This is a genomic window from Rhizobium sp. L43 (assembly GCF_002531725.1).
In the GTDB taxonomy this organism is placed as follows: Bacteria; Pseudomonadota; Alphaproteobacteria; order Rhizobiales; family Rhizobiaceae; genus Rhizobium.
The window spans coordinates 213,857-239,962 of record NZ_NWSQ01000006.1 but is presented as its reverse complement, the minus strand read 5'-3'; the positions used below and the strand labels follow the sequence as shown (position 1 = coordinate 239,962).

The window sequence follows — 26,106 nt, the reverse complement described above, 5'->3', positions numbered from 1 at the left end:
CCACTCTCCCTCATTCCTGTGCTCGTCACAGGAATCCAGCGCGCCCAAGTCCTTGGGCGCCGGAAACTCCTTGTTTGCCGGAAATAGATCATTCACCGCGCGGACGCGCCGTGGCTGGATTCCTGTGACGAGCACAGGAATGAGGGAGGTGGGTGTTACTGCGGTCTCCGCCTACCGCAGCAAAACCATGCGTTTCGCGTCGCCCGGCATCGCAGAGAACAAAGCCGTCGCCAGCGTCGGATAACCAAGCAAGATGCGGCGAACAATGTCTGGCCCCTATATCCTCTTCCGCGACGACACATCGGGCCAGGTGATGCTTTTCGCCGAACCGGCCGAGATCATCGTCGCGCGAACGCGCGCCGAATTCTTTGCGGGCCTTTCCCGCATGGAGCAGGCCAAGGCCGAGGGCAAATGGCTTGCCGGCTACATGGCCTACGAGGCCGGATATTTCTTCGAAGACAAACTTGCCCCCTTCGCCGGAGAACACCGCGAAACCCCGCTGCTCTGTTTCGGCGTCTTCGACGCTCCGCAGCCGGATGGGCATCCGCTCGCCCAATCCAAACAGCGCCTCGAAAATGAGGAATTCCTCACCGCCCCGAAAGCCGCCTGGGATTTCCCTATATATAAGGAGCGCTTCGACCGCCTCCACAACCACCTGCGGCTCGGCGACGCCTATCAGGCGAACCTCACCATGCCGGTCGAAGCCCGCTGGAGCGGTGATCCCCGCGCCGCCTTCTGGTCGCTGATCGAACGCCAGCCGGTCAAATACGGCGCGCTGGTCGATCTCGCCGGTCCGGTCATCCTGTCGCGTTCGCCCGAACTCTTCTTCCGTACCGACGAACAGGGCTGGATCGAGACCCATCCGATGAAGGGCACGGCCAAACGCGGCGCCACCGCCGCTGAAGATGCCGAAATCATCGAGGCCATGCGCCGCGATATCAAGACGCAGGCGGAAAACCGCATGATCGTCGATCTCCTGCGCAACGACATCTCCCGCATCACCGAGGTCGGCACGCTCGACGTCCCGAAACTCTTCGACATCGAGACCTATCCGACGGTCCACCAGATGGTGAGCCATGTGCAGGCAAGGTTACGCCCCGGCCTTTCGATCCGAGACATCTTTTCCGCACTCTTCCCTTGCGGTTCGATCACCGGCGCGCCGAAGATCAGGGCAATGGAAATTCTCCATGCGCTCGAGGATGTCCCGCGCGACGCCTATTGCGGCGCAATCGGCATGATCTCGCCGACCGGCGCCATGCGGTTTTCCGTCGCCATCCGCACCATCACGCTTTTTGACGGCGGCAGGGCCGTCTTCAATGTCGGCGGCGGCATCGTCTTCGATTCCACCGCCGAGGCCGAATATGAGGAATGCCTGCTCAAGGCCCGCTTCGCCATCGGCGACCAATGGATTGCGCGATGATCGATTTTTCACTGATCGAGACGCTGCGCTGGCAGCCCGGCGAAGGCTTCATCCGCTTGAGGCTGCATCTCGCCCGACTTTCCCGCTCCGCCCGCCGCCTGGGTTTCCCGCAACCGATCGACGCGGCGGCCAAGCTCGACGACGCCGTTGCAGGTGCTGCCGGCCCGCTGCGCGTCCGCCTGACCTTCGACCCGCAAGGCCGCATCGCGGTGACGAGCGCCGCTTTCACGCCGCTCGCGCCCGATACCACCTGGACCGTACGCCTCGCCGAGACCCGTCTCGATTCCGCCGATAGGCTGCTGCGCGTCAAAACCACCCGCCGCGCCGTCTACGAGGCCGCGCGCGCCGAATATACGTCTGCCGAAGCCGATGAAGTCATCCTGTTGAACGAGCGCGGCGACGTCTGCGAGGGCACCATCACCTCGATCTTCCTGGATGACGGGACCGGCATGCTGCGCACCCCGCCGATCTCCTGCGGCCTGCTCGCCGGCGTGTTGCGCACCGAACTCATCTGCGCGCGCAAGGCGCGCGTCGGCCGCCTCACCCTTGCCGATCTCGATGCCGGCACGCTTTATGTCGGCAACTCGCTTCGCGGCCTGATCCGCGCAAGCCTTCTGAGAACTGACCATGTTCATTCTCTCCCTCACCTATCTCAAAGCCAACGATGAAGCCGACAGGCACATGGAGCCGCACATGGCCTGGGTGAAGGAGGGTTATGCCAAGGGCTGGTTCCTGGCCTCCGGCCGCAAGGTGCCGCGCACCGGCGGCGCGATCCTGGCGATCGGCGACCGCGCCGCAATCGAGGCCTATGTCGCCGCCGATCCCTTCACCATCCACGGCGTCGCCGAATACGACATCACCGAACTTGCGGTGACGACGACGGCCGAAGGGCTGGAAATCCTGAAACGCTGATTTTTACCGGGAGCCGGCCGGACATCCCGTCCGCCCGATATTTGTCCTTTCCCCCTCAACGCTCTTTATTGTGACGCGGATTTATGGTTAGAGCCGGTCACTTCGCATCTCTGCGGCAATTTCAAAAGAATTCTTCGGGCTGAACGCCTTCGTCCCCTTCCACAGGAGAAAAGAATGACGGAACAAAACTATCCGGTATATGCCGAAATCACCGGTCCGATCGTGATGATCGGCTTTGGCTCCATCGGCCGCGGCACCCTGCCCCTGATCGAGCGCCATTTCAAATTCGACAAGAGCCGGATGGTCGTCATCGACCCGCGCGAAGAGCCCTCCGACATGGAGATCCTGAAGAAGCACGGCGTTCGCCACATCAAGGAATATGTCACCAAGGACAATTACAAGGAACTGCTGAAGCCGCTGCTGACCGAAGGCGAAGGCCAGGGTTTCTGCGTCAACCTCTCGGTCGACACCTCCTCGCTCGACATTATCAAGCTCTGCCGCAAGCATGACGTGCTCTACATCGACACCGTCGTCGAACCCTGGCTCGGCTTCTATTTCGACAAGGGCATGAGCAACGCCGACCGCACCAACTATGCGCTGCGCGAAACGATGCGCAAGGAAAAGGCGAAGAACCCGGGCGGCGCCACCGCCGTCTCCACCTGCGGCGCCAATCCGGGCATGGTCTCCTGGTTCGTCAAGCAGGCGCTTGTCAACCTTGCCAACGACACCGGCCTGAAGTTCGACGAGCCGGACCAGCACGATCGCGAAGGCTGGGCAAAGCTGATGAAGAAGCTCGGCGTCAAGGGCGTCCACATCGCCGAGCGCGACACCCAGCGCACCAAGCACCCGAAGCCGCTGAACGTCTTCTGGAACACCTGGTCCGTCGAAGGCTTCATCTCCGAAGGCCTGCAGCCAGCCGAACTCGGCTGGGGCACGCATGAAGAGTGGATGCCGAAGAACGCCAAGAAGCACAAGAAGGGCAACAAGGCGGCGATCTACCTGGAGCAGCCGGGCGCCAACACCCGCGTGCGCACCTGGTGCCCGACCCCCGGCCCGCAATATGGTTTCCTCGTCACCCACAACGAGTCGATCTCGATTGCCGACTTTTTCACGGTTCGCGACAAGGACGGCGAAGTGACCTTCCGCCCGACCTGCCACTACGCCTACCATCCGGCCAATGACGCCGTGCTCTCGCTGCACGAGATGTTCGGTAATGGCGGCACGTCGCAGCCGGTTCATCACGTTCTCGACGAGGACGAACTGGAGGACGGCATCGACGAACTCGGCGTCCTGCTCTACGGCCATGAGAAGAACGCTTACTGGTACGGCTCGCGCCTGTCGCTGGAAGAAACCCGCCGCATCGCCCCCTATCAGAACGCCACCGGCCTGCAGGTCACCTCAGCCGTTCTCGCCGGCATGGTCTGGGCGCTGGAAAATCCGACTGCCGGCATCGTCGAAGCCGACGAAATCGACTACAAGCGCTGCCTCGAAGTGCAGACGCCCTATCTCGGCCCGGTCGAAGGTCACTACACCGACTGGACCCCGCTCGACGGCCGTCCGGGCCTCTTCCCGGAGGATATCGACACCAAGGATCCGTGGCAGTTCAGGAACATCCTGGTTCGCTGAGATCGCCCGCACAACCTCGAAGATGCCCGCCGCAAGGCGGGCATTTTTGTAACGCCTGCTGTCTAAATGCCGCCCGCCGCCCCTCCAAGGCTTGCCTTCACAGCGGGCGCGCGCCATGTTTTGCCCGAACTTGGCGGCTGTCCGCCGCGCCGATTCGCCGGGAGAAGCCTTATGAAAATCAGAACTGGTCTCGTTCTTGTCGGCGCAGCCGCCGCTCTTGCCGCCTGCGTTTCATCGGAGCCGCGCCGCCTGCCGGTTGCAACCGCACCCGTCGCCACCGGCGTCGAAGGCAACTGGAGCGATCCGAACGGCATCGTTTCCACCTTCCAGGGCGGTAACTTCACCACCCGCACGACCGACAGCAACCAGCTTCTTGCCTCGGGCACCTATATCAATACCTCACCGACCCTGGTGGAGATCAACATGACCTCGCTGGTGCGCAAGACCCAGTCCAAGGTCAATTGTGCGCTCGTCAATCCGAGCCAGCTCAATTGCACGTCCGATTCCGGCGCACAGTTCACGCTTTCCCGTCGCGGCTGAACGATCAGGCGATAGGCTAAGCACGCCATGCGGGCCTTCGCCTCTTACCTCATCCTGCTGCTCGCATTGCCGCTTGCGGCACTTGCGGTCGTTTCACCGGCCAACGAATATCGTGCCCAGGGCATCGCCGCTCCCGATTGCGACGGGCCGCTGCAGGTGCTGATCTTCGCCGTACCGGCGGTCCTGATCTATGGTGCAGGCGCGCTCCTTGCCTATCGGGCCGGCCGGCGCTTTCATCGCCTCGTTTCCCTTCTCTGCTTGATCGTCGCGCTCGCCATGGCTCCGAATATTGCGGAGGCCGTGCACGAACTCTATCGAAACGCCGCCGACGGCGAATGCCTGGGATAGGTAACCCGGCTTTTTTGCCCTGCCCCCTTGGAAAGCGCCTCGCCTGGCCCAGCTTTCTCTTGCGGTCGTGCATCGTCTGATGGAACATCCGCAGGCCGGGAAACCGCCCCGGCGCATAATGAAAGGGATCGGCGAGGGATCGGGGGGATCTTTCGCCTCAATCAGGAGAACAGGGATGACGAAGTCTTTCAGCTTCGGTCTTTTGACCGCGTCCATGCTGGCGCTCAGCACGGGCGCCGCCTTTGCAGATTACGAACTCAATATTCTTCATATCAACGATTTCCACTCACGCATCGAATCGATCAACAAGTTCGACTCCACCTGCTCGGCCGAGGAGGAAGGCAAGAAGGAATGCTTCGGCGGCGCTGCCCGCCTGAAGACCGCGATCGACCAGCGCCGTCAGGCACTATCCGGCAAGAACGTTCTCCTGCTGAATGCCGGCGACAATTTCCAGGGCTCGCTGTTCTACACGACCTATAAGGGCGCCGCCGAAGCCGAATTCCTGAACCTGATGAAGTTCGACGCCATGACCGTCGGCAACCATGAATTCGATGACAGCGAAGACGGGCTTGCAACCTTTCTCGACAAGGTACAATTCCCCGTCGTGACGGCAAACGTCAGGGCGACAGCCGCCTCCAAGCTCGGCGACCGCATCAAGCCCTCGCTGGTGCTCGATGTCGGCGGCCAGAAGATCGGCATCGTCGGCGCCGTCACCAACGATACAGCAGAGCTTTCCTCCCCCGGCCCGAACGTTACGATCGCAGACGACGTCCAGAGCATCACGTCGGCCATCCAGGATCTGAAGGGCCAGGGCGTCAACAAGATCATTGCGCTCACCCATGTCGGTTATCCCCGCGATCTCGCTTTGATCGCCAAGATCCCCGATGTCGATGTCGTCGTCGGCGGCCATTCCCATAGCCTGCTCTCCAATACCGACCCGAAGGCCGAAGGCCCCTACCCGACGATGGTCGACAATCCCGGCGGCTACAAGGTGCCGGTCGTTCAGGCCGCCTCCTACAGCAAGTATCTCGGCGATCTCGTCGTCAATTTCGACGACAACGGCGTCGTCAAGGATGCCAAGGGCGATCCGATCCTGATCGATTCCACCTTCACGCCCGATCCGGCTATCATTGCCCGCATCGCCGAACTGGCTAAACCGATCGAGGAATTGCGCAAGAAGGTGATCGGCTCCTCCGACAGCCCGATCGAGGGCGACCGCAAGGTCTGCCGCGTCAAGGAATGCTCGATGGGCAATCTGGTGGCCGACGCCATGCTCGACCGCACCAAGAACCAGGGCGTTACCATCGCCGTCCAGAATGGCGGCGGCCTGCGCGCTTCGATCGACGGCGGCGAGGTCACCCAGGGCGAGGTCATCACCGTCCTGCCGTTCCAGAACACGCTCGCCACATTCGAGCTGACCGGTGCCGATGTCGTCAAGGCGCTCGAAAACGGCGTCAGCCAGATCGACCAGGGCGCCGGCCGCTTCCCGCAGGTCGCCGGCCTGAAATTCTCCTTCGACCAGTCGAAGCCCGTCGGCAGCCGCGTCAGTGACGTGCAGGTTGGGAACGGCGGCAGTTTCGCGCCGATCGATCCGGCCAAGACCTACAAAATCGCCACCAACAACTTCATGCGGGCCGGCGGCGACGGCTATTCGATCTTCAAAGAGGGCCAGAACGCCTATGACTTCGGTCCGGATCTTGCCGATGTGACCGCCGAATATCTGGCCGCCCATTCGCCCTATAAGCCCTATACCGATGGCCGCGTCACAGAAATGGGCGCGATGGTAGCACAGGCGCCCGCTCCCGCGCCGGCAGCGCCTGCGCCGACAACCGAGCCCGCTCCTGCCCCTGCCGCACCGGCTGCACCAACACCTGCCGAGCCCGCCCCCGCTGCGCCAGCCCCGGCAACGCCGGCAGCACCCGCGCCCGCTGCCGAACCAGCGCCGGCAGCCTCCGCGCCTGCCGCGACGACGCCGTCCACCCACGTCATCGCCGCCGGCGACACCTTCTGGGATCTCGCGGTGACCTTTTACGGCGACGGCACGCTGTGGCGGAAGCTTTCGGATGCCAACGGCAAGCCGAACCCGCATCACCTGACGGTCGGCAAGGAGATCGAGGTCCCCGCCAAGTAAGACGATTTGTCCCGATGCCACTGGCCGGTCCGGGGTTTCCCGGGCCGGCTTTTCTTTCTATAGGGTGAACCACGATCTCGAGGCTGCGTATGAGCCGGCGGGACAAAAAGAGCGTTGGGGCCAGAATGACAGCAGATATTTCACTCCGCCCGACGGACCATCCGGCCGTCAAGTCAGGCAAGATCGGTGTCCTGCTGGTCAATCTCGGCACGCCCGACGGCACCGATTACACATCGATGCGCCGCTATCTCCGGGAATTCCTGACCGATCGCCGCGTCATCGAATGGTCGCCGTGGAAGTGGTATCCGATCCTGTTCGGCATCGTGCTCAACACCCGCCCTCAGAAGGTCGGCAAGGCCTATGAGCTGATCTGGAACAAGGAGAAGAACGAAAGTTATCTCCGCACCTACACCCGCAACCAGTCGGAACTGATGGCCGAGCGCCTGAAGGATCTTGATAACGTCAAGGTCGACTGGGCGATGCGCTACGGCACGCCGTCGATCGCCGCGCGCATCGACGCGCTGAAGCAAGAGGGCTGCGACCGTATCGTGCTCTTCCCGCTCTATCCGCAATATGCGGCAGCGACCACCGCCACCGTCAACGACAAGGCGTTCCAGAAGCTGCTCTCGATGCGCTGGCAGCCGGCGCTGCGCACCGTGCCTGACTATCATGATGACGAGACCTATATCGAGGCGCTGGCCAAGTCCGTCGAACGGCATCTGTCGACGCTCGACTGGAAGCCGGAGATGCTGCTCGCTTCCTTCCACGGCATTCCGATGTCCTATTTCAAGCAGGGCGACCCCTACTACTGTCAATGCCAGAAGACCGGACGGCTGCTGCGCGAGCGGCTCGGGCTCAGCAAGGATAACTTCATGGTCACCTTCCAGTCGCGCTTCGGGCCGGAGGAATGGCTGCAGCCCTATACCGACAAGACGGTGGAGAAGCTCGCCAAGGACGGCGTCAAGCGCATCGCCGTCATCAATCCCGGTTTCGTTTCCGACTGTCTGGAGACGCTGGAGGAGATCGCCGAACAGGCCGCCCATTCCTTCCATGAGAACGGCGGCGAGAAGTTCGCGCATATTCCCTGCCTCAACGACGGCGAGGACGGCATGAAAGTGCTGGAAACGGTCGTTCGCCGTGAATTGCAGGGCTGGGTCTAAGAAACTTTTCAGAAAGCAGCACCGCACGGATAGCTGGCGAAGCCCCGTATAACCCAACCGAGACGAAACCTCCGCCTCACACGGATGTGTGGCATCCGTGTGGCATTTCTTCCTCGCAAAGAACATGCTACCCCACCACATCAGTGTATGGGCGCACGCGCCGATAGGAGGAATTCTTCATGCTGTTCGGCGGCTTCGACATCGTCGTGATCGTGCTTGTCATCTTCGTCATCCTGGTGCTCTTTGCCGGGATCAAGACCGTGCCGCAGGGCTACCGCTATACGATCGAGCGCTTCGGGCGTTACACCCGCACGCTGGAGCCAGGCCTCAACCTGATCACCCCCTTCATCGAACGCGTCGGCGCCAAGTTGAACGTCATGGAGCAGGTGCTGAACGTGCCGACCCAGGAGGTGATCACCAAGGACAATGCCTCGGTTTCGGCCGATGCCGTCTCCTTCTATCAGGTGCTGAACGCCGCCCAGGCTGCCTATCAGGTCTCCAACCTCGAAAACGCCATCCTCAATCTCACCATGACCAACATCCGCTCGGTCATGGGTTCGATGGATCTCGACGAACTGCTCTCCAACCGTGATGCGATCAACGACCGGCTGCTGCGCGTCGTCGACGAGGCCGTGCATCCCTGGGGCATCAAGGTCACCCGCGTCGAGATCAAGGACATCCAGCCGCCGCGCGACCTCGTCGATGCGATGGCCCGCCAGATGAAAGCCGAGCGCGAGAAGCGCGCCCAGGTGCTGGAGGCAGAAGGCTCGCGCAACGCGCAGATCTTGAGAGCCGAAGGCGCCAAGCAATCCGCCATCCTCCAGGCCGAAGGCCAGCGCGAAGCCGCCTTCCGCAACGCCGAAGCCCGCGAGCGCCTGGCCGAGGCCGAGGCCAAGGCGACGAAGATGGTCTCCGAGGCGATCGCCGCCGGCGACATCCAGGCGATCAACTATTTCGTCGCGCAGAAATACACCGAGGCGCTCACCTCGATCGGTTCGGCACCGAATTCGAAGATCGTGATGATGCCGATGGAAGCCTCTTCCATCCTGGGCTCGCTCGGTGGCATCGGCGCCATTGCCCGCGAAGTCTTCGGTGATGACGGCAACAGCCCGTCAACGCCGCTGCCGGTACCGCCGCGTCCGCGTCCTGCTCCGGCGCGCTCGACGCCGCCGATCAATCCGTCGACCCCCAATCCTTTCAATCCCGAGCAGGAGCGTTAAGCCATGCTGGCGAAGATCGTCGCCGAACTCGGTCCGTGGAGCTGGTGGGTCGCGGGCCTCGTGCTGCTCGCCGCGGAAATGATCGTTCCCGGCTTCTTCCTGGTCTGGATCGGCCTTGCCGCCCTGATCGTCGGCGCGCTGTCGCTGCTCTTCTGGGACAGTGCTTTCTGGGTCTGGGAGTTGCAGGCGATCCTCTTTGCGCTGCTCGCCGTCGCCACGACCTTCGCCGGCCGCCGCCTGACGCTGCGCAACGCCGAAACCGACGAGCCCTTCCTCAATCAGCGCGGCGAGAGCCTCGTCGGCCGCACGGCAACGCTGCACGAGCCGATCCGCGAGGGCCGCGGCCGCATTCGCCTCGACGATACGCTATGGCAGGTGATGGGACCCGACCTTCCCGTGGGAACGCAGGTGAAGGTGGTTTCGTGTCACGGCCGCGACCTGAGGGTCGAGCCGATCTGATCAAACCAGCCTGATCAGGCGACGCCGATCCGCAGCAGGTCGTGGAAATGCACCAGTCCAACCGGCCGGCGCTCGTCGTCGACGACGATCAGCGCGCCGATGTGATGCTGGTTGAGCAGCGCCAGTGCGGCGGTCGCCAGCACCGTCGGCTTCACCGTCTTCGGCGTCTTCGTCATGATATCGTCGACGGCAAGCTCGGCCAGATTGCGTGTCAGGTTGCGCGCCATGTCGCCTTCGGTGACGATGCCGCAGAGCCGCCCATCGTCATCCAGCACGGCGACGCAGCCGAAATGCTTGCGCGACAGCACCGTGATCGCCTCCGGCATCGGCGTGCCCTTGGCAACGAGCGGCAGCCGCTCGCCGGTATGCATGACATCGGCGACATGCGTCAGGCTGGCGCCCAGCTTGCCGCCGGGATGGAAGACGTGGAAATCCGTGGCGGTAAAGCCGCGTGCTTCGAGCAGCGCCACCGCCAGCGCGTCGCCGATCGCAAGTTGCATCAACGTCGAGGTCGTCGGCGCCAGGCCGTTGGGGCAGGCCTCCTGCTCGTTCGGCACCAGCAGGATGATATCGGCGGCGGTCGCAAGCGAAGACCGTTCGCTGCAGGTGATCGCGATCAGCGGAATGGAGAAGCGCCTGGTATAGGAGATGATGCTCTTGAGCTCGGCGCTCTCGCCGCCCTTGGAAATCGCCAGGACGACGTCGTCCTGCGCGATCATGCCGAGATCGCCGTGATTGGCTTCAGCCGCATGCACGAAAAAGGCGGGAGTTCCCGTTGAAGCGAATGTCGCCGCGAGCTTTGCGCCGATATGCCCGCTCTTGCCGACGCCGGTGACGATAACCCGTCCGGAGATGTCGCCGACGACTTCGACGGCCCGTGTGAACGGCCCGGCCAACCCGTTGTCAAGGGCCTGTTCGAGCGCTTCGAGACCACGTCTTTCGGTCTCTATCGTGCGTTTTGCCGATTCAAGCACGCTGTTTTCGACGAGATTGATCGCTCTTCTGTTCATGAAGTTGCGTTAGACCTTTTCACTTTCCAAGTCCACCCCGCACTCTTTCCGACCCGCACTCTTTCCAAATTGCAAACAGCGCCCGCCGCCGGCAACGAATGATTAACCACGAGGCTTTACCTTTGGGTAAGAACCGAAAGCATGTCAGGCGCGAATTGCATGGGCCAACCAAAACAGACGAGCAGTGTGACGCCGCTCCGCGCCATGAGCCGTGCCGTCTCTTTTGCTGCGTTCGGCTGCTTGCTTCTCGGCCAGACGGCAGCCTTAGCGCAGTCCGCCTCGGCAGGCACGGCAAACAGCCGCTCCGCGGCCTCTGAGAACAATCGCGCCACGAACAACGCCGCATCCACGACCGGTTTCGATGACGAGACCGGCGATACCGCCATTCCCACGGCAAACGGCACGACCGCGAATGCGGACGATGCCCAAAAGCCCGCCATCGATGCGCAATCCGGCGACGACATTACCGGCTCCATCCTCGACGAGGATATCCGCCGGCTGAACACCCGCGAAGCGCCGATCGACGAGACGCTGCCGCGCCGCAGGTCTGCCGAAAGCGCCTCGACAGCCGAGACGCCGGGCATTCCGATCGGCACGTTTGTGCTCCGCCCGAGCGTCACCCAGAGCATCAACACCGAGACCACCAAGGACGGCAATACCAGGCAGCGCCGAGCCTTCCTCGAAACCGATGCGGCCGCAACCCTGACCTCGGACTGGGGTCGGCACCAGCTGAGCGTAACCTCGGAAGGCGCCTGGCAGCGGAATATCAGCGGCGAAGGCGAAGAGCAGCCGTCCTTCAAGATCAATGGCGACCTCAGGCTGGACCTTGCCGACGATACGGTTGCGCACATCACCGCCGGTTATAATTTCTACCGCGAAGATACGGACGACCCCGACGCCATTGCCGATGCCGCGCAGCAGTCTGACGTCCAGGAGTTCACCGCCGGCGCCTCCGTCCAACGCGATTTCGGCATCCTGCGCGGCACGACGGCCCTGGCGCTGAGCCGCTCGATCTATTCCGATGCCACGCTTTCGAACGGCACGACCGTTGCCCTCAGCGACCGCGATCAGACGACGGGCACGCTGCGCGGCCGCGTCGGCTATGAGCTGTCACCCGCGCTCATCCCCTTCATCGAAGCCTCGATCGGCCGTACCCTCTATGACGAAACGCGCGACTCCGCCGGTTACGAACGTTCCGGCCATAGCTATGGCGCCAAGGCGGGCGTCGAGGTCGATCTCGGCGAAAAACTGAAGGGTGAAGTCGGCGTCGGCTACGAGATGGCTGACTTCGAAGACAGCCGCCTGTCCTCGATCGACACGGCCACGCTCGATGCGAGCCTGCTCTGGTCGCCGATCCGCGGCACCGATGTCAATCTCGACCTGCAGACGAGCATCCAGCCCTCGACCACGGCAGGCGAAAGCGGCTACGTCTCGCACGCGCTGACGACAACGGTCACCCATCAGCTTCGCGACAATCTGGTCGGGACGATGATCGGCGGGGTGACGTGGCGCGATTATCCCACCGACAGCACCATCAACGACGAACTCGTCTATACCGCGTCGACCGGACTGACCTGGAATATCAATCGTTATCTCGATCTGACCAGCACGCTCGGCTACGAGCTGACGACGCGGAAGGAAGGCACCGATTCCCAGCAATGGCGGGCCGGCGTCGGTCTCAAGCTGAAACGCTGATGCATGTCGGCCAAAAGTGCCAAGCGGTTTTGGAACAAGGACAGGCATAAAACAAAAAACCAAAACGCCGCGCATCTGGCAGGATGCGCGGCGTTCGATCACTTATATGCTGTGCGGGAAGCTTACTTCAGACCGGCCAGCAACTCCTTGAAGCCGCCTTCGACGGTCGGGCGGATATCGGCGCGTTCGAGGGCGTAGGCGACGTTTGCCAGGATGAAGCCGTCCTTGGCGCCGCAGTCGTAGGTCGTGCCGCGGAAGTGATAACCGGCAAAATCCTGTTCCTTCAGCAGCTTCAGCATGCCGTCGGTGAGCTGGATCTCGTTGCCGGCGCCGCGCTCCTGGGTTTCCAGAATCCTGAAGATCTCCGGCTGCAGGATGTAGCGGCCGTTGATGAAGAAGTTGGAAGGCGCCGTCCCCTTGGCGGGCTTTTCCACCATGCCGGTGATTCGGAAGCCCTCGCCGATCGCTTCACCGACGCCGACGATGCCGTATTTATGCGCCTGATCAGGCGCGCATTCCTCGACGGCGATGATGTTGCCGCCGCTCTGGCCGTAGAGGTCGATCATACCCTTCATGCAGCCCTTGTCGCCCTTCATGATCATATCGGGCAGCAGCAGCGCGAAGGGCTCGTCACCGACGATCTCGCGGGCGCACCAGACGGCGTGGCCGAGGCCGAGCGGCTCCTGCTGGCGGGTGAAGCTGACCGTGCCGGCCTTCGGCAGTTGCTGGGCGAGAAGGGTGATCTCCGCCTTCTTGGCGCGTTCGCGCAGCGTCTGTTCCAGCTCGAAATGGATGTCGAAATAATCTTCGATGACGTGCTTGTTGCGCCCGGTGACGAAAACCAGATGTTCGATCCCGGCTTCGATCGCCTCATCGACGACATACTGAATGATTGGCTTGTCGACGACGGTCAACATTTCCTTCGGAACAGCCTTTGTCGCCGGCAGGAATCGCGTCCCCAATCCGGCCACCGGAAATACTGCTTTACGAACTTTGTTGTGTTGAGCCACACCGGCCTCCTGCTTCGATCATATCGCTTTGGAAATAGGGCTTTTTAGCCTTAACTAGTATAGAATTGCTACTGTTTTGCAATGGTGACCGCAGCGGATCGCTATGGTAAAGAATTTGTTGACTCCGTTCCTGTAGTCTTGGGTCTGGCGCGGACATGATGCCTCGCTGTCCCCGGAAACTGAAGATGACGGATACGACTGTCGATGACCCAGAATCACAAAAACTCCCTTCGTGGTCTTGCTCTCGCCCTCATTGTCGCCGCCCAGGTGGGGCTGGTTCCCGACAACGCTAGAGCTGATTCCCGGTTCCAGAAATGGATCGCGGATTTTTACCAAACAGCCGCTCAGAGTGGCATCAGTAAGGCAACCTATCAAAAGGCCTTTTCCGGGGTGAGCGAGCCTGATCCGACCGTGCTCGAAAAGGCGGCCTATCAGCCGGAATTCACCTCGAAGATCTGGGACTATGTCGATTCCCGCGTCAATCCCTACACGGTCAAGATCGGCCGCCAGATGGCCGCCAAGCACGCAAGAACGCTCGATGCGATCGAGCAGCGATTCGGCGTCGACAAGACCATTCTGCTCGCCATCTGGTCGATGGAATCGAATTATGGCGCGATTCTCGACAAGGACGACCGGCTGCACTACGTGCCGCGCGCGCTGGCAACGCTGGCCTATGCCGATCCGAGCCGCGCCAAATTCGCCAAGAAGCAGCTGGTCGCCGCGCTGAAGATCCTGCAGAACGGCGACGTGCCGGCCCGCGAGATGACCGGCTCCTGGGCCGGCGCCATGGGCCATACCCAGTTCATTCCGACAAGCTATCTGCTTTATGCCGTCGATGCCGACGGCAACGGCCACCGCGACATCTGGAACTCGGTGCCCGATGCGCTGGCGACCTCGGCCAATCTCTTGATGAAGAACGGCTGGGACACCGGCAAGACCTGGGGCTACGAGGTCGTCGTTCCCGCCGCAGCCGCCAAGCAGGTCGGCAAGACCCACACGCTGGCCCAATGGGCAGCACTCGGCCTGACGCGCCCGAACGGCAAGGCCTTCCGCGAAAGCGCCAGCAAAGCGGTGCTGAAGATGCCGGCCGGGCCTGGCGGCCCGGGCTTCCTGATGACCGCCAACTTCTTCACCATCAAGAACTACAATGCCTCGGACAGCTACGCGCTTGCCGTTGGCCTGCTGGCCGACCAGATCGCCGGCTACGGCGGCATGCAGCAGCGCTGGCCGCGCCCGGACGGCGCCCTCGATATCACCGAGAAATTCGAGTTGCAGACCCGTTTGAAGACGCTCGGCTATTATAATGGCGAGGTCGACGGCAATTTCGGCTCGGGCTCGAAGGCGGCAATATCGGCCGTCCAGTCGCGCATCGGCATGCAGCCGGACGGCGAGCCGTCGCTGCCGCTGCTGAACGCACTTCGTCGCTAGAGCAGACGCCAAAAAAGCAAGTGCTGGTTGGAAGCGGGAGAACCGTGACCTAGATAGTAGCGGGAGTGGACGCTGGCCTACCCCGCGTGCAAGATGCCGGCAGATGCGGAACTGCCCATGACGACGAAAACAGATCGCACCCCAATCCGTTGGCTTGCGCTCGCCCTGGCGGCGGCTTCGCTATGCCTCAGCGTGTCTGCGCCGCTGCATGTCGCCCAAGCCCAGGAACAGCGTTACCAGCGCCGTTCGATCCTCGATTTTTTCCTCGGCCGGCGCTATCTCGACGACGGGCCGCAAACCCCGGACGTCCAACAACCGAGGCGCCAGCAGCGCAAGCGCCCGCCGGCGCAGAAAGCCATCGTCAATACTCGTACCGCGCCGCCGGTCCGCGCTCCCGTACAGGAAGAGCCAACCGTCCAGAAGCTGGGCGACGCCCGCAAGATCCTGATCGTCGGCGATTTCCTGGCCAGCGGCCTCGGCGACGGCCTTACCGCCGCCTTCGAGACCTCGCCGGGTGTCGTGGTCGAAGCCCGCGGCAATGTCTCATCGGGCCTCGTCCGCGACGATTATTACGATTGGCCGGAACAGCTGCCGAAGATGATGGACGAGCTGAAGCCTGCCATGGTCGTCGTCATGATCGGCGCCAACGACCGCCAGCAGATGGTGACCGATACCGCCAAGGAGAAATTCCGCACCGACGGCTGGTTTGCCGAATACCGCCGCCGTGTCCTCTCCTTCGGCAAGGAGGTCACCGACCGCAAGATCCCGCTGCTCTGGGTCGGCCTTCCCGCCTTTGAATCCGATCAGATGACGGCCGATGCCGTCCAGATGAACCAGCTCTACCGCAACCAGGTGGAAAGCATCGGCGGCGAATTCGTCGACATCTGGGATGGTTTCGTCGATGAAAACAGCAATTTCATCGTCACCGGTTCGGATGTGAACGGCCAGCAGGTGCGTCTGCGCACCTCCGACGGCATCAACCTGACCCAGGCCGGCCGGCGCAAGCTCGCCTTCTATGTGGAAAAACCGGCGCGACGTCTTCTCGGCACGCAGGCCAGCCCGGATCTGGTGCGCCTGGACGAAAGCAACCTGCCCGGTCTCGGCCTTCCCGCCAATCCGGTCGAACATACCGTGCCGATCAGCCTCTCCGATCCCAATCTCGACGGCGGCGCCGAGCTTCTCGGCGCCAGGCCGCCGCCCATAACGTTGACGCGGTCGCCGCGCGACCTGCTGGTCGAGCAGGGCGAGATGACGGCAGCCCCTCCAGGCCGCGTCGACGACTACCGCCTGCCTGCGGCAAAGACACCGGCCGAAGTCTCGGTCAAATGAAGGGGCCTCTTCGTTCCGTTTACGCCGTCGCCTGCGGCCAGCTCAGATAATAATAGTCCGAGCCGATCAGGCCGAAGTAGGCATTGCTGTCGTTCGTCTGGTCGACATAGCTGCCGTTCTCCTTGACGAAGGCAGCGTCGGCGCCGCGCGCGAGATGCGCATCGAGGAAGTCGCTCCAGCCGCTGACGTCGATCGCCTTGCCGGTCTTGCTGTCCGTATCGGCCTCATCGGGATCGTCGACGTCCCAGGCGGCGATCGATACGCCCTGCGTCGGATCGGAGATGGTGAGCGTACCGGCTTCCAACGCAGCCAACATATCGTGAGGCTTGCCGCTCTCGCCTTCCGCCGCAGCCGCATCCTGCAGCTGCTTCTTCAGCATCGACATGAAGGAGGCGCTGGTCACGTCGGCGCCGTCGCCGGTCGCTTCGGTCTCCTCAGACGTATCGCTTTGGGATGAAAGCGTGTCGAGCAGCCCTGACAGGGCGTTGTTGGAAAGCAGCGAGGCCGAGCTCGAATCAAGCCCGTAGCTGCTCAAGATACTGGCCGCCGACGAACTCTGCTTGTCCTGCGAATTGTCGTCGGAGGTGCGAAGGTTTTTCAGGGCATATTGGGCCGAAACCAGCCGAGTGCTGTCAAGTGCGGAAACCATTTGAAAAATCCTGGTAAAATGCCGTGCGGCCGAAACGGCCGGGCACGTCCGCTTCGGTCGCCGCCGGCTCTTCCTGAGCCCGCGTCCAGTGGGAAATCTCGCTTCCCGGCATTGCTTGAGGCTTGCGGCGCAAGCCGGCGCGGCAAGCGGTCGCACCTACCCTGCAAACAAAAAACTCCGCCGGAAAGGCGGAGTTTTGTCTCGGAAACTTTATGCAGTCTGCGATCAGTTCGGCAGAACGGTTGAGCCCATCAACGCCTCGTCGATGGCGCGCGCCGCCTGGCGGCCTTCGCGGATCGCCCAGACCACCAGCGACTGGCCGCGGCGCACGTCACCCGCCGTCCAGAACTTGTCGACCGAGGTCTTGTAGTCGCGGTCGTTGGCGACGACATTGGTCGAGCCGCGCTTGTCGGTGTTGAGCGTCAGCTTGCCCTCGAGTTCCTTCAGTACGCTTGTTGTGAAGGGCCCGCGGAAACCGATGGCGATGAAGGCGAGATCGGCCCGAATGACGAATTCCGTGCCGGGAACCGGCCGCCGGCGCTCGTCGACTTCGCAGCACTTGACGCCGGTCAGCACGCCGTCTTCGCCGACGAATTCAAGGGTTGCCACCTGGAATTCACGCACCGCGCCCTCGGCCTGCGAGGAGGAGGTGCGCATCTTCGTCGCCCAGAAGGGCCAGACGGCAAGCTTGTCTTCCTTCTCCGGCGGCTGCGGCCGGATGTCGAGCTGGGTGACCTTGACGGCGCCCTGGCGGAACGCCGTGCCGACACAGTCCGAAGCCGTATCGCCGCCGCCGACGACGACGATATGTTTGGCGCCGGCCAGGATCGGGTCCGACGGCCAGCCGACGCTGTCGATGTTCTCGCGCCCGACGCGGCGGTTCTGCTGCACCAGATAGGGCATCGCATCATGCACGCCCGCAAGATCCGTGCCCGGAATGCCCGCCTCACGCGGCGTCTCGGAGCCGCCGCAGTAAAGAACGGCGTCGTGATCGGCGAGCAGCTGCTCGACCTTGACGTCGACGCCGACATTGACGCCGCAATGGAAGGTGACACCCTCGCCCTTCATCTGCTCGACGCGACGGTCGATGAAGTTCTTCTCCATCTTGAAATCGGGAATGCCGTAGCGCAGCAGGCCGCCGGGCTTGGTCTCGCGCTCATAGAGATGCACCTCGTGGCCGGCGCGGCCGAGCTGCTGGGCAGCCGCCATGCCGGCAGGGCCCGAGCCGATGACGGCAACCTTCTTGCCGGTATGGACCGTCGCCGGTTGCGGCCTGATAAAACCGAGCTCATAGGCCTTGTCGGCGATCGCCTGTTCGACCGTCTTGATGGCGACCGGCGCATCCTCGAGATTCAAAGTGCAGGCTTCCTCGCAAGGAGCGGGACAGACGCGGCCGGTGAACTCCGGGAAGTTGTTGGTCGAATGCAGGTTCTGGATCGCCGCTTCCCAATTGTTGTTGTAGACGAGGTCGTTCCAGTCGGGGATCTGGTTATGAACCGGGCAGCCGGTCGGGCCGTGGCAATAGGGGATGCCACAGTCCATGCAGCGCGCGGCTTGTTTCTGCACTTCCGGGTCCGACATCGGGATCGTGAACTCGCGGAAATGACGGATACGATCCGACGCCGGCTGGTACTTCGCCACCTGCCGGTCGATTTCCAGAAACCCTGTTACCTTGCCCATCTCTTCGTCCCTTACCCTCATGACCGCCTCACCGCGGCCAGTTGTCTGTCGTCAGTCCCCGGTGTTCCGGGCGGGTTGCTTGTCTTGACCGTCATTGGAACAGATCTCCTGAAGGACACCGCGCGATCCGGACGGCCTATCGCCGTCGTCATGTTCGTCACGAGTCATCGAGATGCTTCCGTCATTCGCCACCTGCGGTCGCAGGTGGCGAATGCTCCGGTTCAAATCATTCCGCGGCGATGCCCATCCGGCTGCGCTCCATTTCCTCGAGCGCACGCCGGTATTCCACCGGCATGACCTTGCGGAATTTCGGGCGGTAATCGGCCCAGTTGTCCAGGATCTGCGTGGCGCGGGCCGAGCCCGTATAATGCAGATGGTTGGAGATCAGCTGGTAGAGGCGCTCCTCGTCATGGCGCGTCATGTCGCCGGAGACGTCGACGCGTCCCTTGTGCATGAGGTCGCCGCCGTGATGATGCAGCTTCTCCAGCATGTCGTCCTCCTCGGGCACCGGCTCGAGCTCGACCATCGCCATGTTGCAGCGGCTGGCGAAATCGCCGGTTTCATCGAGCACGTAGGCGACACCGCCGGACATGCCGGCCGCGAAGTTGCGGCCCGTGGCGCCGAGCACGACGACGACACCGCCGGTCATATATTCGCAGCCATGGTCGCCGACACCTTCGACGATGGCGATCGCACCCGAATTGCGCACGGCAAACCGTTCGCCCGCCACGCCGCGGAAGTAGCATTCGCCCTCGGTCGCACCGTAAAGCACGGTGTTGCCGACGATGATCGAGTTTTCGGCGACGATCCGCGAATTCTCCGGCGGCCGGATGATGATCTTGCCGCCCGAAAGCCCCTTGCCGACATAGTCGTTGCCGTCGCCGATCAGGTTGAAGGTGACGCCGCGCGCCAGGAAGGCGCCGAAGCTCTGACCCGCCGTGCCGCGAAGCGTCACATTGATCGTGTCTTCCTTCAGCCCGCGATGGCGGTAACGCTTGGCGACCTCGCCGGACAGCATCGCGCCCGCCGAACGGTCGACGTTCTTGATGTCGACCTCGAAGGCGACGGGCGTCTTGGCGGTCAGCGCCGGCTGTGCCTGCTCGATCAGCACGCGGTCGAGAATATCGTCGATCGGGTGCTGCTGCCGGCTCGTCCAGAAGGTCTCCTCCTTGGGAGCGTCGACCTTGTGGAAGATGCGGCTGAAGTCGAGGCCCTTGGCCTTCCAGTGCGCCAGCATCTCGTCCTTCTCCAGCAGCTCGGAAGCACCGATGATCTCGTCGAGCCGGGTGAATCCGAGCGAGGCGAGGATTTCGCGCACTTCGTTGGCGACGAAGAAGAAGTAGTTGATGACGTGCTCCGGTGTGCCCTTGAAGCGCTTGCGCAGCACCGGATCCTGCGTCGCCACGCCGACCGGACAGGTGTTGAGATGGCACTTGCGCATCATGATGCAGCCGGCCGCGATCAGCGGCGCGGTGGCGAAACCGAACTCGTCGGCGCCGAGCAGCGCCCCGATGATGACGTCGCGGCCGGTCTTCAGACCACCGTCGACCTGCAGCGCGACGCGCGAACGCAAGCCGTTCAGCACCAGCGTCTGCTGGGTTTCGGCAAGGCCGATCTCCCAGGGGCTGCCGGCATGCTTGAGCGAGGTCAGCGGCGAGGCGCCCGTGCCGCCGTCGAAACCGGCGACCGTGATGTGGTCGGCGCGCGCCTTGGCGACACCGGCGGCCACCGTGCCGACGCCGACTTCCGAGACCAGCTTGACCGACACATCAGAGGTCGGGTTGACGTTCTTCAGATCGTAGATCAACTGCGCGAGATCTTCGATCGAATAGATGTCGTGATGCGGCGGCGGCGAAATCAGGCCGACACCCGGCGTCGAGTGGCGGGTCTTGGCGACCGTCGCATCGACCTTGTGTCCGGGCAGCTGGCCGCCTTCGCCGGGCTTTGCGCCCTGCGCCACCTTGATCTGCAGCACGTCGGCATTGACGAGATATTCGGTGGTGACGCCGAAGCGGCCCGACGCGATCTGCTTGATCGCCGAACGTTCCGGGTTCATCGAACCATCGGCCAGCGGCATGTAGCGGTCGGACTCCTCGCCGCCCTCGCCGGTGTTCGACTTGCCGCCGATCCGGTTCATGGCGATCGCCAGCGTCGTATGCGCCTCGCGGGAGATCGAGCCGAAGGACATTGCCCCCGTCGAGAAACGCCTGACGATATCGGCCGCCGGCTCGACCTCGTCGATCGATACCGGCGTGCGGCCGAGCGCCTCGGCGCTCTTCATCTTGAAGAGCCCGCGGATCGTGTTCATGCGCAGCGCCGAATTGTTGACCATATCGGCGAATTCGCGGTAGCGATCCTCGGCATTGCCGCGCACGGCATGCTGAAGGGCCGCAACCGCATCCGGCGTCCAGGCATGGCTTTCGCCGCGCATGCGGTAGGCATATTCGCCGCCGATATCGAGCGTCGTGGCCAGCAGCGGATCGGTGCCGAAGGCCGCATTATGGCGGGCGACGGTCTCTGCGGCGATCGCCTCGAGGCCGATGCCTTCGATCATCGTCGCGGTTCCGAAGAAATACTTGTCGATCAGTTCCGACGACAGGCCGATCGCATCGAAGATCTGCGCGCCGCAATAGGACTGGTAGGTCGAAATGCCCATCTTCGACATGACCTTGAGGATGCCTTTGCCGACCGCCTTGATGTAGCGGTAGACGACTTCGGAAGCATCCACTTCCTTGGGGAATTCGCCCTTGGCATGCATGTCGAGCAGCGTGTCGAAGGCGAGATAGGGGTTGATCGCCTCGGCGCCATAGCCGGCGAGCAGGCAGAAATGATGCACTTCGCGCGGTTCGCCGGTCTCGACGACGAGACCGACCGAGGTGCGAAGCCCCTTGCGGATCAGATGATGGTGGACGGCGGCCGTCGCCAGCAGCGCGGGAATGGCGATTCTATCCGGCCCGATCTGGCGGTCGGAGAGCACGATGATGTTGTAGCCGCCCTTGACGGCGGCTTCCGCACGCTCGCAGAGCCGGTCGAGCATTTCGGGCATGCCTTCGGCGCCGCGCTCGATATCATAGGTGAAATCGAGCGTCTTGGTGTCGAAACGATCTTCCGTGTGACCGATCGAACGGATCTTTTCGAGATCGCCATTGGTCAGGATCGGCTGACGGACCTCGAGCCGCTTGGCGTTCGCCGCACCCTCGTGATCGAGAATGTTCGGCCGCGGCCCGATGAAGGAGACGAGGCTCATGACCAGTTCCTCGCGGATCGGGTCGATCGGCGGGTTCGTCACCTGCGCGAAATTCTGCTTGAAATAGGTGTAGAGCAGCTTCGGCTTTTCCGACATGGCCGAGATCGGCGTATCCGTGCCCATCGAGCCGATCGCTTCCTGGCCGGTCGTCGCCATCGGCGACATCAGGATGCGTGTATCCTCGAGCGTGTAGCCGAAGGCCTGCTGGCGGTCGAGCAGCGACACGTCGCGGCGCAGCGCCCGCGGCTCCACCGGCTTCAGCTCTTCGAGGATAAGCTGGGTACGGTCGAGCCAGCTGCGATAGGGATGCGCCGTCGCAAGCTGCGACTTCACCTCGTCGTCGGAGATGATGCGGCCTTCTTCCATGTCGATCAGCAGCATTTTTCCCGGCTGCAGACGCCACTTCTGGATGATCCTCTCCTCCGGGACCGGCAGCACGCCGGCTTCGGAGGCCATGATAACGCGGTCGTCATCGGTGACGAGGTAGCGCGCCGGCCGCAGGCCGTTGCGGTCGAGCGTCGCGCCGATCTGCTTGCCGTCGGTGAAGGCGACGGCAGCCGGCCCGTCCCACGGCTCCATCAGTGCGGCATGATATTCGTAGAAGGCCTTGCGTTCGGCCGCCATCGACTGGTTGCCGGCCCAGGCTTCCGGGATCAGCATCATCACCGCATGCGCCATCGAATAACCGCCGCGCAGCAGGAATTCCAAAGCGTTGTCGAAGCAGGCCGTGTCCGACTGTCCCTCATAGGAAATCGGCCAGAGCTTGGAGATATCCTCGCCGAACAGCGGCGAAGAGACCGACGCCTGGCGCGCCGCCATCCAGTTGACGTTGCCGCGCAGCGTGTTGATCTCGCCGTTATGGGCGACCATGCGATAGGGATGCGCGAGCTTCCACGATGGAAAGGTGTTGGTCGAGAAGCGCTGATGCACCAGGGCGACCGCGCTTTCGAAGCGCGGGTCCGACAGGTCCTTGTAATAGACGCCGACCTGATAGGCCAGGAACATGCCCTTGTAGACCACCGTCGTCGACGACAGCGACACCGGATAGAAATTGCTCTCCTCGCCGTCGAACTCGTCATAGATGCGGTTGGAGATCACCTTGCGCAGCGTAAACAGCCGGCGCTCGAACTCGTCGTTGTTTTCGGCATCCTCGCCGGCGCCGATAAAGACCTGCACATGATGCGGCTCGGTGGCGGCAATATCAGGCGCCTTGGAGAGCGAGGAATTGTCGACGGGCACGTCGCGGAAGCCGATGAAGACCTGGCCCTCTTCGGCGATGACGTCCTTGATCACCTTCTTGAAATGCTCGATCTGCTTTTCGTCGCGCGGCATGAAGATATGGCCGACGCCATATTCGCCGGCCGGCGGCAGGGTAATGCCCTGCGCGGCCATTTCCTCGCGGAAGAAGCGGTCGGGGATCTGCACCAGGATGCCGGCGCCGTCGCCCATCAGCGGATCGGCGCCGACGGCGCCGCGATGCGTCAGGTTCTCGAGAATGAACAGGCCGTCCTTGACGATCTGGTGCGACTTCTGGCCCTTCATATGCGCGACGAAGCCGACGCCGCAGGCATCATGCTCGTTGCGGGGATCATAAAGGCCCTGTTTCTTCGGCAGGCCGGAGGCGAATTTGGACGTATTGGCCGTAGCGCGCACCTTAGCAGCAGCAAACCGGTCAAATTCCATGGATGGCGTCTTCGTCATCATCTTTCCTCCTGTCGAAACCCGCGGGGCCGCGGGCGGCTTTTCGTCCCGCACCGCAACCAGAATAGGTTCGGCGCATGACAGCGCTGTTGCATTGTGAAGATCGGCCGCAGACATCTGCTTTAGGGAAAGCAAACCGTCGCGTTCCGCGCCTGCCATTTGCCCCCGCACGCCGCCCGTCCACGGGGTTCGACGCTCGCAAGAACTATAGCGTGAAAGCCCGGCTGTTCCAGGGTTTTCGGCGCCTCTTCGGCCGCAAGGGCCAAAATAGGACAGCAACACTGTCCTAATTCATCTGTTCTATGCCAGAAAGCATTCGGCTCCGCAAGAGCGCGCCTTCAAAAAACGTCAATTTGCGACGGAAGATTACCGAATCGGTCGCCGAAGCGAAATAAAATTACGCTGTGAGGCATTATTTTATTTATTGATTGCGTAGTTCAATTTTTGTGATGTGTCGGGAGCAACAGCCTTGATCCTGTGAAGCTTTGGCGTAATCTCCGCTTCGGCCCCGCCAAACCTTTTCTTCCCCATGGTTCCCCTCATGTTCTTTGCTTCCGATAACTGGGCCGGCGCCCATAGATCCATTGCCGAGCGACTGCTCGCGGAATCGGCCGGTTTTGCTCCAGCCTATGGCGCCGGCGATCTCGACAAGAAGGTCGAGGCACGCTTCTCCGAAATCTTCGAGCGTGAGGTTTCGGTTTTCTTCGTCGCCACCGGCACGGCCGCCAACTCCCTGGCGTTGGCAAGCGTGCAGCGCCCCGGCGGCATCACTTTCTGCCATTCGGAGGCCCATGTGATCGAGGATGAATGCGGCGCGCCGGAATTCTTCTCCGGTTCCGCCCGTCTCATTGCCGTCGACGGCGAAGCCGGCAAGATCGATCCGGCCGGACTCTCGGCAAAGATTGCGCATTATCCCGAAGACGCCCTCCGTCATGGCCGCGCCAGCGCGGTGACCATCACCCAGGCAACCGAGATCGGCACCGTCTATTCGCTGCCGGAGATCGGCGAGATCGCCGCAATATCAAAAAAGCGCAACCTGCCGCTTCATATGGATGGCGCCCGCTTCACCAATGCGCTGATCGCGCTCGATGCAACCCCGGCCGAAATGACCTGGAAGCGCGGCGTCGACATGCTCTCCTTCGGCGGCACCAAGAACGGCTGCTGGTGCGCCGAAGCGATCGTCTTCTTCAACCCGGATCAGGCAAAAGAAATGCCCTTCATCCGCAAGCGCGCCGCCCAGCTCTTCTCCAAGTCGCGTTTCATCGCCGCCCAGTTCGATGCCTATTTCGAAAACGGCCTCTGGCTCGATCTCGCCCGCCATTCGAACGGCATGGCCGACCGCTTGCGCGCCGGCATCAGAGACAGCAGCGCCGCCCGCCTCGCCTGGCCGACCGCCTCCAACGAAGTCTTCGCCGTCGTCGGCAAGAATGCAGCAAAGGTCGCGGAGGAAAGGGGCGCGAAATTCTACGAATGGCCGGTGCCGGCGGCAACGCCCGAGCTCGTTTCCGAAAACGAGATCCTGATCCGCCTCGTCACCAGCTTTGCGACGACGGAAGCGGAGGTGGATGGTTTCCTGAAGTGCCTGGCCGCCTGACCGTCACCAAAAGGCCGGCCTCCGGCGGGCGCTTCGAGTGACGGCTGTGGCTTACGCTGCCCTCAGCCTTCTCACCTTTTGCAGAATATCCTCCGAAAGGGCGGCGACCAGCGCCTGATCCGCGCCCTTGCGCGGCACCAGCACGAATTCCACGTCCTCCAGCACCGGAAGTTTTGTCGCGGCGATCTCTCTCAGCCCTGAGGGCGCCATGCTGCGCGGCTGCACCAGCACGCCCATCCCCGCCCGCGCCGCAGCCGTCAATCCGCTGAGACTGCCGCAGGTGCAGACGATCCGCCACGCCACGCCGTTCCGCGCCAGCGCCTCGAGCGCGATCGCCCGCGTGACGCTCGGCGGCGGAAAGGCGATCAGCGGCAAGAGGCCGGAGGCGAGCACATGCTCCGGATCGCGCGCCAGCCAGACGAGCGGTTCGCGATAGACGAGTTTTCCGCGTGCATCGCCGAGCCGCCGCTTGGCGAGCACCAGATCGATCTCGCCATTGTCCTGCATCTCGTAGAGAACACCCGATAATGCCACCGTCAGCTCTAGGTCGACAGACGGATGAGACCGAACGAAATCCTCCAGCACCGCCGGCAGCTGGCTGGTGACGAAGTCCTCCGACACGCCGAGCCGCAGGCTGCCGCGCAGGCTGTTGCTTCGAAACAGCGACTGCACCTGCCCCTCGATCGAAAGCATGCTGCGCGCATGCGACAGCAGCGCCTCGCCATCGCCGGTCAGTATGACCTTATGCGTATCACGCGCCAGCAGCTTGCGCCCGAGTGCCGCCTCCAGCCGTTGGATGTGCTGGCTGACCGTCGACTGGCCGAGGCCGAGCCTTTCTGCGGCAAGCGTGAAACTGCCCATCTGCTCGACGGCGACGAAGCTGCGCAATTGCGAAAGGTCCAGCATGGAGATCCAGTTTCTTAATAACTGTTATTCCTTGCATCCTG

19 protein-coding genes and 1 pseudogene are annotated in these 26,106 nt (G+C 62.7%); 14 read left to right on the top strand and 6 right to left on the bottom strand.

Annotated features, from left to right (window positions below; translation table 11 throughout):
• Positions 1-265 precede the first annotated feature (265 nt).
• The 10 genes from CO667_RS10380 to CO667_RS10335 all read left to right on the top strand — a co-directional run bounded on the left by CO667_RS10380 (position 266) and on the right by CO667_RS10335 (position 9,816).
• The gene (locus CO667_RS10380) at positions 266-1,420 is read left to right on the top strand and encodes an aminodeoxychorismate synthase component I (protein WP_097618295.1); all 1,155 of its coding nucleotides are present in this window, start codon (positions 266-268) and stop codon (positions 1,418-1,420) included.
• A complete protein-coding gene (locus tag CO667_RS10375) occupies positions 1,417-2,088 on the top strand; it encodes an aminotransferase class IV family protein (protein ID WP_097618341.1) in 672 nt (223 codons plus the stop codon). The genes CO667_RS10380 and CO667_RS10375 overlap by 4 nt, the downstream gene beginning before the upstream one ends.
• Positions 2,048-2,332, top strand: coding sequence for a YciI family protein (locus CO667_RS10370; RefSeq protein WP_097618294.1), 285 nt, complete (start codon positions 2,048-2,050; stop codon positions 2,330-2,332). The genes CO667_RS10375 and CO667_RS10370 overlap by 41 nt, the downstream gene beginning before the upstream one ends.
• Positions 2,333-2,506: 174 nt before the next feature.
• Complete coding sequence (locus CO667_RS10365) at positions 2,507-3,958, top strand: homospermidine synthase (protein ID WP_097618293.1); 1,452 nt, start codon at positions 2,507-2,509, stop codon at positions 3,956-3,958.
• A gap of 171 nt (positions 3,959-4,129) precedes the next feature.
• Positions 4,130-4,498, top strand: coding sequence for an outer membrane lipoprotein Omp10 (gene omp10 / locus CO667_RS10360; protein WP_097618292.1), 369 nt, complete (start codon positions 4,130-4,132; stop codon positions 4,496-4,498).
• A 27-nt stretch (positions 4,499-4,525) separates the two neighbouring features.
• The gene (locus CO667_RS10355; RefSeq protein ID WP_097618291.1) at positions 4,526-4,846 is read left to right on the top strand and encodes a hypothetical protein; all 321 of its coding nucleotides are present in this window, start codon (positions 4,526-4,528) and stop codon (positions 4,844-4,846) included.
• Positions 4,847-5,021: 175 nt separating this feature from the next.
• Positions 5,022-6,977: a bifunctional metallophosphatase/5'-nucleotidase gene (locus tag CO667_RS10350; RefSeq protein WP_097618290.1), complete on the top strand. Its 1,956-nt coding sequence runs from the start codon at positions 5,022-5,024 to the stop codon at positions 6,975-6,977.
• A 125-nt stretch (positions 6,978-7,102) separates the two neighbouring features.
• Positions 7,103-8,137: a ferrochelatase gene (gene hemH, locus CO667_RS10345; protein ID WP_097618289.1), complete on the top strand. Its 1,035-nt coding sequence runs from the start codon at positions 7,103-7,105 to the stop codon at positions 8,135-8,137.
• 179 nt (positions 8,138-8,316) lie between these two features.
• Positions 8,317-9,357 carry an SPFH domain-containing protein gene (locus CO667_RS10340; RefSeq protein ID WP_097618288.1) on the top strand — a complete coding sequence of 347 codons (1,041 nt, stop codon included), beginning with the start codon at positions 8,317-8,319 and terminating at the stop codon, positions 9,355-9,357.
• A gap of 3 nt (positions 9,358-9,360) precedes the next feature.
• Positions 9,361-9,816, top strand: a complete 456-nt coding sequence (locus CO667_RS10335; protein ID WP_097618287.1) for an NfeD family protein — start codon at positions 9,361-9,363, stop codon at positions 9,814-9,816.
• A 14-nt stretch (positions 9,817-9,830) separates the two neighbouring features.
• On the opposite strand, the gene CO667_RS10330 is transcribed toward CO667_RS10335, so the two are convergent.
• Complete coding sequence (locus tag CO667_RS10330) at positions 9,831-10,826, bottom strand: KpsF/GutQ family sugar-phosphate isomerase (RefSeq protein WP_097618286.1); 996 nt, start codon at positions 10,824-10,826, stop codon at positions 9,831-9,833.
• Between the two features lie 159 nt (positions 10,827-10,985).
• Between CO667_RS10330 and CO667_RS10325 the strand changes: the two genes are divergently transcribed.
• A complete protein-coding gene (locus CO667_RS10325) occupies positions 10,986-12,521 on the top strand; it encodes an outer membrane beta-barrel protein (RefSeq protein WP_097618285.1) in 1,536 nt (511 codons plus the stop codon).
• 122 nt (positions 12,522-12,643) lie between these two features.
• Here the strand turns inward: CO667_RS10325 and galU are convergent, their stop codons facing one another.
• Positions 12,644-13,531, bottom strand: a complete 888-nt coding sequence (galU, locus tag CO667_RS10320) for a UTP--glucose-1-phosphate uridylyltransferase GalU (protein ID WP_097618284.1) — start codon at positions 13,529-13,531, stop codon at positions 12,644-12,646.
• Between the two features lie 204 nt (positions 13,532-13,735).
• Here galU and CO667_RS10315 point away from each other — a divergent pair, with 204 nt between their 5' ends.
• Together CO667_RS10315 and CO667_RS10310 are read left to right on the top strand one after the other, a co-directional pair.
• Positions 13,736-14,959 (top strand): lytic murein transglycosylase, encoded by a 1,224-nt coding sequence (locus CO667_RS10315; RefSeq protein WP_097618283.1) that lies wholly within the window; start codon positions 13,736-13,738, stop codon positions 14,957-14,959.
• A 93-nt stretch (positions 14,960-15,052) separates the two neighbouring features.
• Entirely contained in the window at positions 15,053-16,288 is a 1,236-nt protein-coding gene (locus CO667_RS10310) for a DUF459 domain-containing protein (protein WP_179874108.1), read from the top strand.
• Between the two features lie 19 nt (positions 16,289-16,307).
• Here CO667_RS10310 and CO667_RS10305 read toward each other — a convergent pair whose 3' ends face one another.
• The 3 genes from CO667_RS10305 to gltB form a co-directional block, all read right to left on the bottom strand.
• Entirely contained in the window at positions 16,308-16,937 is a 630-nt protein-coding gene (locus tag CO667_RS10305; RefSeq protein WP_097618282.1) for a hypothetical protein, read from the bottom strand.
• 225 nt (positions 16,938-17,162) lie between these two features.
• Positions 17,163-18,617, bottom strand: coding sequence for a glutamate synthase subunit beta (locus CO667_RS10300; RefSeq protein ID WP_097618281.1), 1,455 nt, complete (start codon positions 18,615-18,617; stop codon positions 17,163-17,165).
• Between the two features lie 226 nt (positions 18,618-18,843).
• Positions 18,844-23,568: a glutamate synthase large subunit gene (gene gltB / locus CO667_RS10295; RefSeq protein ID WP_179874107.1), complete on the bottom strand. Its 4,725-nt coding sequence runs from the start codon at positions 23,566-23,568 to the stop codon at positions 18,844-18,846.
• 538 nt (positions 23,569-24,106) lie between these two features.
• Here gltB and CO667_RS10290 point away from each other — a divergent pair.
• Complete coding sequence (locus CO667_RS10290; RefSeq protein WP_097618280.1) at positions 24,107-25,159, top strand: low specificity L-threonine aldolase; 1,053 nt, start codon at positions 24,107-24,109, stop codon at positions 25,157-25,159.
• 51 nt (positions 25,160-25,210) lie between these two features.
• Here CO667_RS10290 and CO667_RS10285 read toward each other — a convergent pair.
• Positions 25,211-26,102, bottom strand: a pseudogene (locus CO667_RS10285) (LysR substrate-binding domain-containing protein).
• Positions 26,103-26,106 lie beyond the last annotated feature (4 nt).

What these genes read in the sequence shown, in the direction of transcription:
- CO667_RS10380 (WP_097618295.1), top strand. Translation starts at nt 266, where the DNA reads ATGTCTGGCCCCTATATCCTCTTCCGCGACGACACATCGGGCCAGGTG.
- CO667_RS10350 (WP_097618290.1), top strand. Translation starts at nt 5,022, where the DNA reads ATGACGAAGTCTTTCAGCTTCGGTCTTTTGACCGCGTCCATGCTGGCG.
- CO667_RS10310 (WP_179874108.1), top strand. Translation starts at nt 15,053, where the DNA reads ATGCCGGCAGATGCGGAACTGCCCATGACGACGAAAACAGATCGCACC.
- CO667_RS10355 (WP_097618291.1), top strand. Translation starts at nt 4,526, where the DNA reads ATGCGGGCCTTCGCCTCTTACCTCATCCTGCTGCTCGCATTGCCGCTT.
- omp10 (WP_097618292.1), top strand. Translation starts at nt 4,130, where the DNA reads ATGAAAATCAGAACTGGTCTCGTTCTTGTCGGCGCAGCCGCCGCTCTT.
- CO667_RS10335 (WP_097618287.1), top strand. Translation starts at nt 9,361, where the DNA reads ATGCTGGCGAAGATCGTCGCCGAACTCGGTCCGTGGAGCTGGTGGGTC.
- CO667_RS10290 (WP_097618280.1), top strand. Translation starts at nt 24,107, where the DNA reads ATGTTCTTTGCTTCCGATAACTGGGCCGGCGCCCATAGATCCATTGCC.
- CO667_RS10375 (WP_097618341.1), top strand. Translation starts at nt 1,417, where the DNA reads ATGATCGATTTTTCACTGATCGAGACGCTGCGCTGGCAGCCCGGCGAA.
- CO667_RS10300 (WP_097618281.1), bottom strand. Translation starts at nt 18,617, where the DNA reads ATGGGCAAGGTAACAGGGTTTCTGGAAATCGACCGGCAGGTGGCGAAG.
- CO667_RS10305 (WP_097618282.1), bottom strand. Translation starts at nt 16,937, where the DNA reads ATGGTTTCCGCACTTGACAGCACTCGGCTGGTTTCGGCCCAATATGCC.
- CO667_RS10370 (WP_097618294.1), top strand. Translation starts at nt 2,048, where the DNA reads ATGTTCATTCTCTCCCTCACCTATCTCAAAGCCAACGATGAAGCCGAC.
- CO667_RS10340 (WP_097618288.1), top strand. Translation starts at nt 8,317, where the DNA reads ATGCTGTTCGGCGGCTTCGACATCGTCGTGATCGTGCTTGTCATCTTC.
- hemH (WP_097618289.1), top strand. Translation starts at nt 7,103, where the DNA reads ATGACAGCAGATATTTCACTCCGCCCGACGGACCATCCGGCCGTCAAG.
- CO667_RS10365 (WP_097618293.1), top strand. Translation starts at nt 2,507, where the DNA reads ATGACGGAACAAAACTATCCGGTATATGCCGAAATCACCGGTCCGATC.
- CO667_RS10330 (WP_097618286.1), bottom strand. Translation starts at nt 10,826, where the DNA reads ATGAACAGAAGAGCGATCAATCTCGTCGAAAACAGCGTGCTTGAATCG.
- CO667_RS10325 (WP_097618285.1), top strand. Translation starts at nt 10,986, where the DNA reads ATGGGCCAACCAAAACAGACGAGCAGTGTGACGCCGCTCCGCGCCATG.
- CO667_RS10315 (WP_097618283.1), top strand. Translation starts at nt 13,736, where the DNA reads ATGACCCAGAATCACAAAAACTCCCTTCGTGGTCTTGCTCTCGCCCTC.
- gltB (WP_179874107.1), bottom strand. Translation starts at nt 23,568, where the DNA reads ATGATGACGAAGACGCCATCCATGGAATTTGACCGGTTTGCTGCTGCT.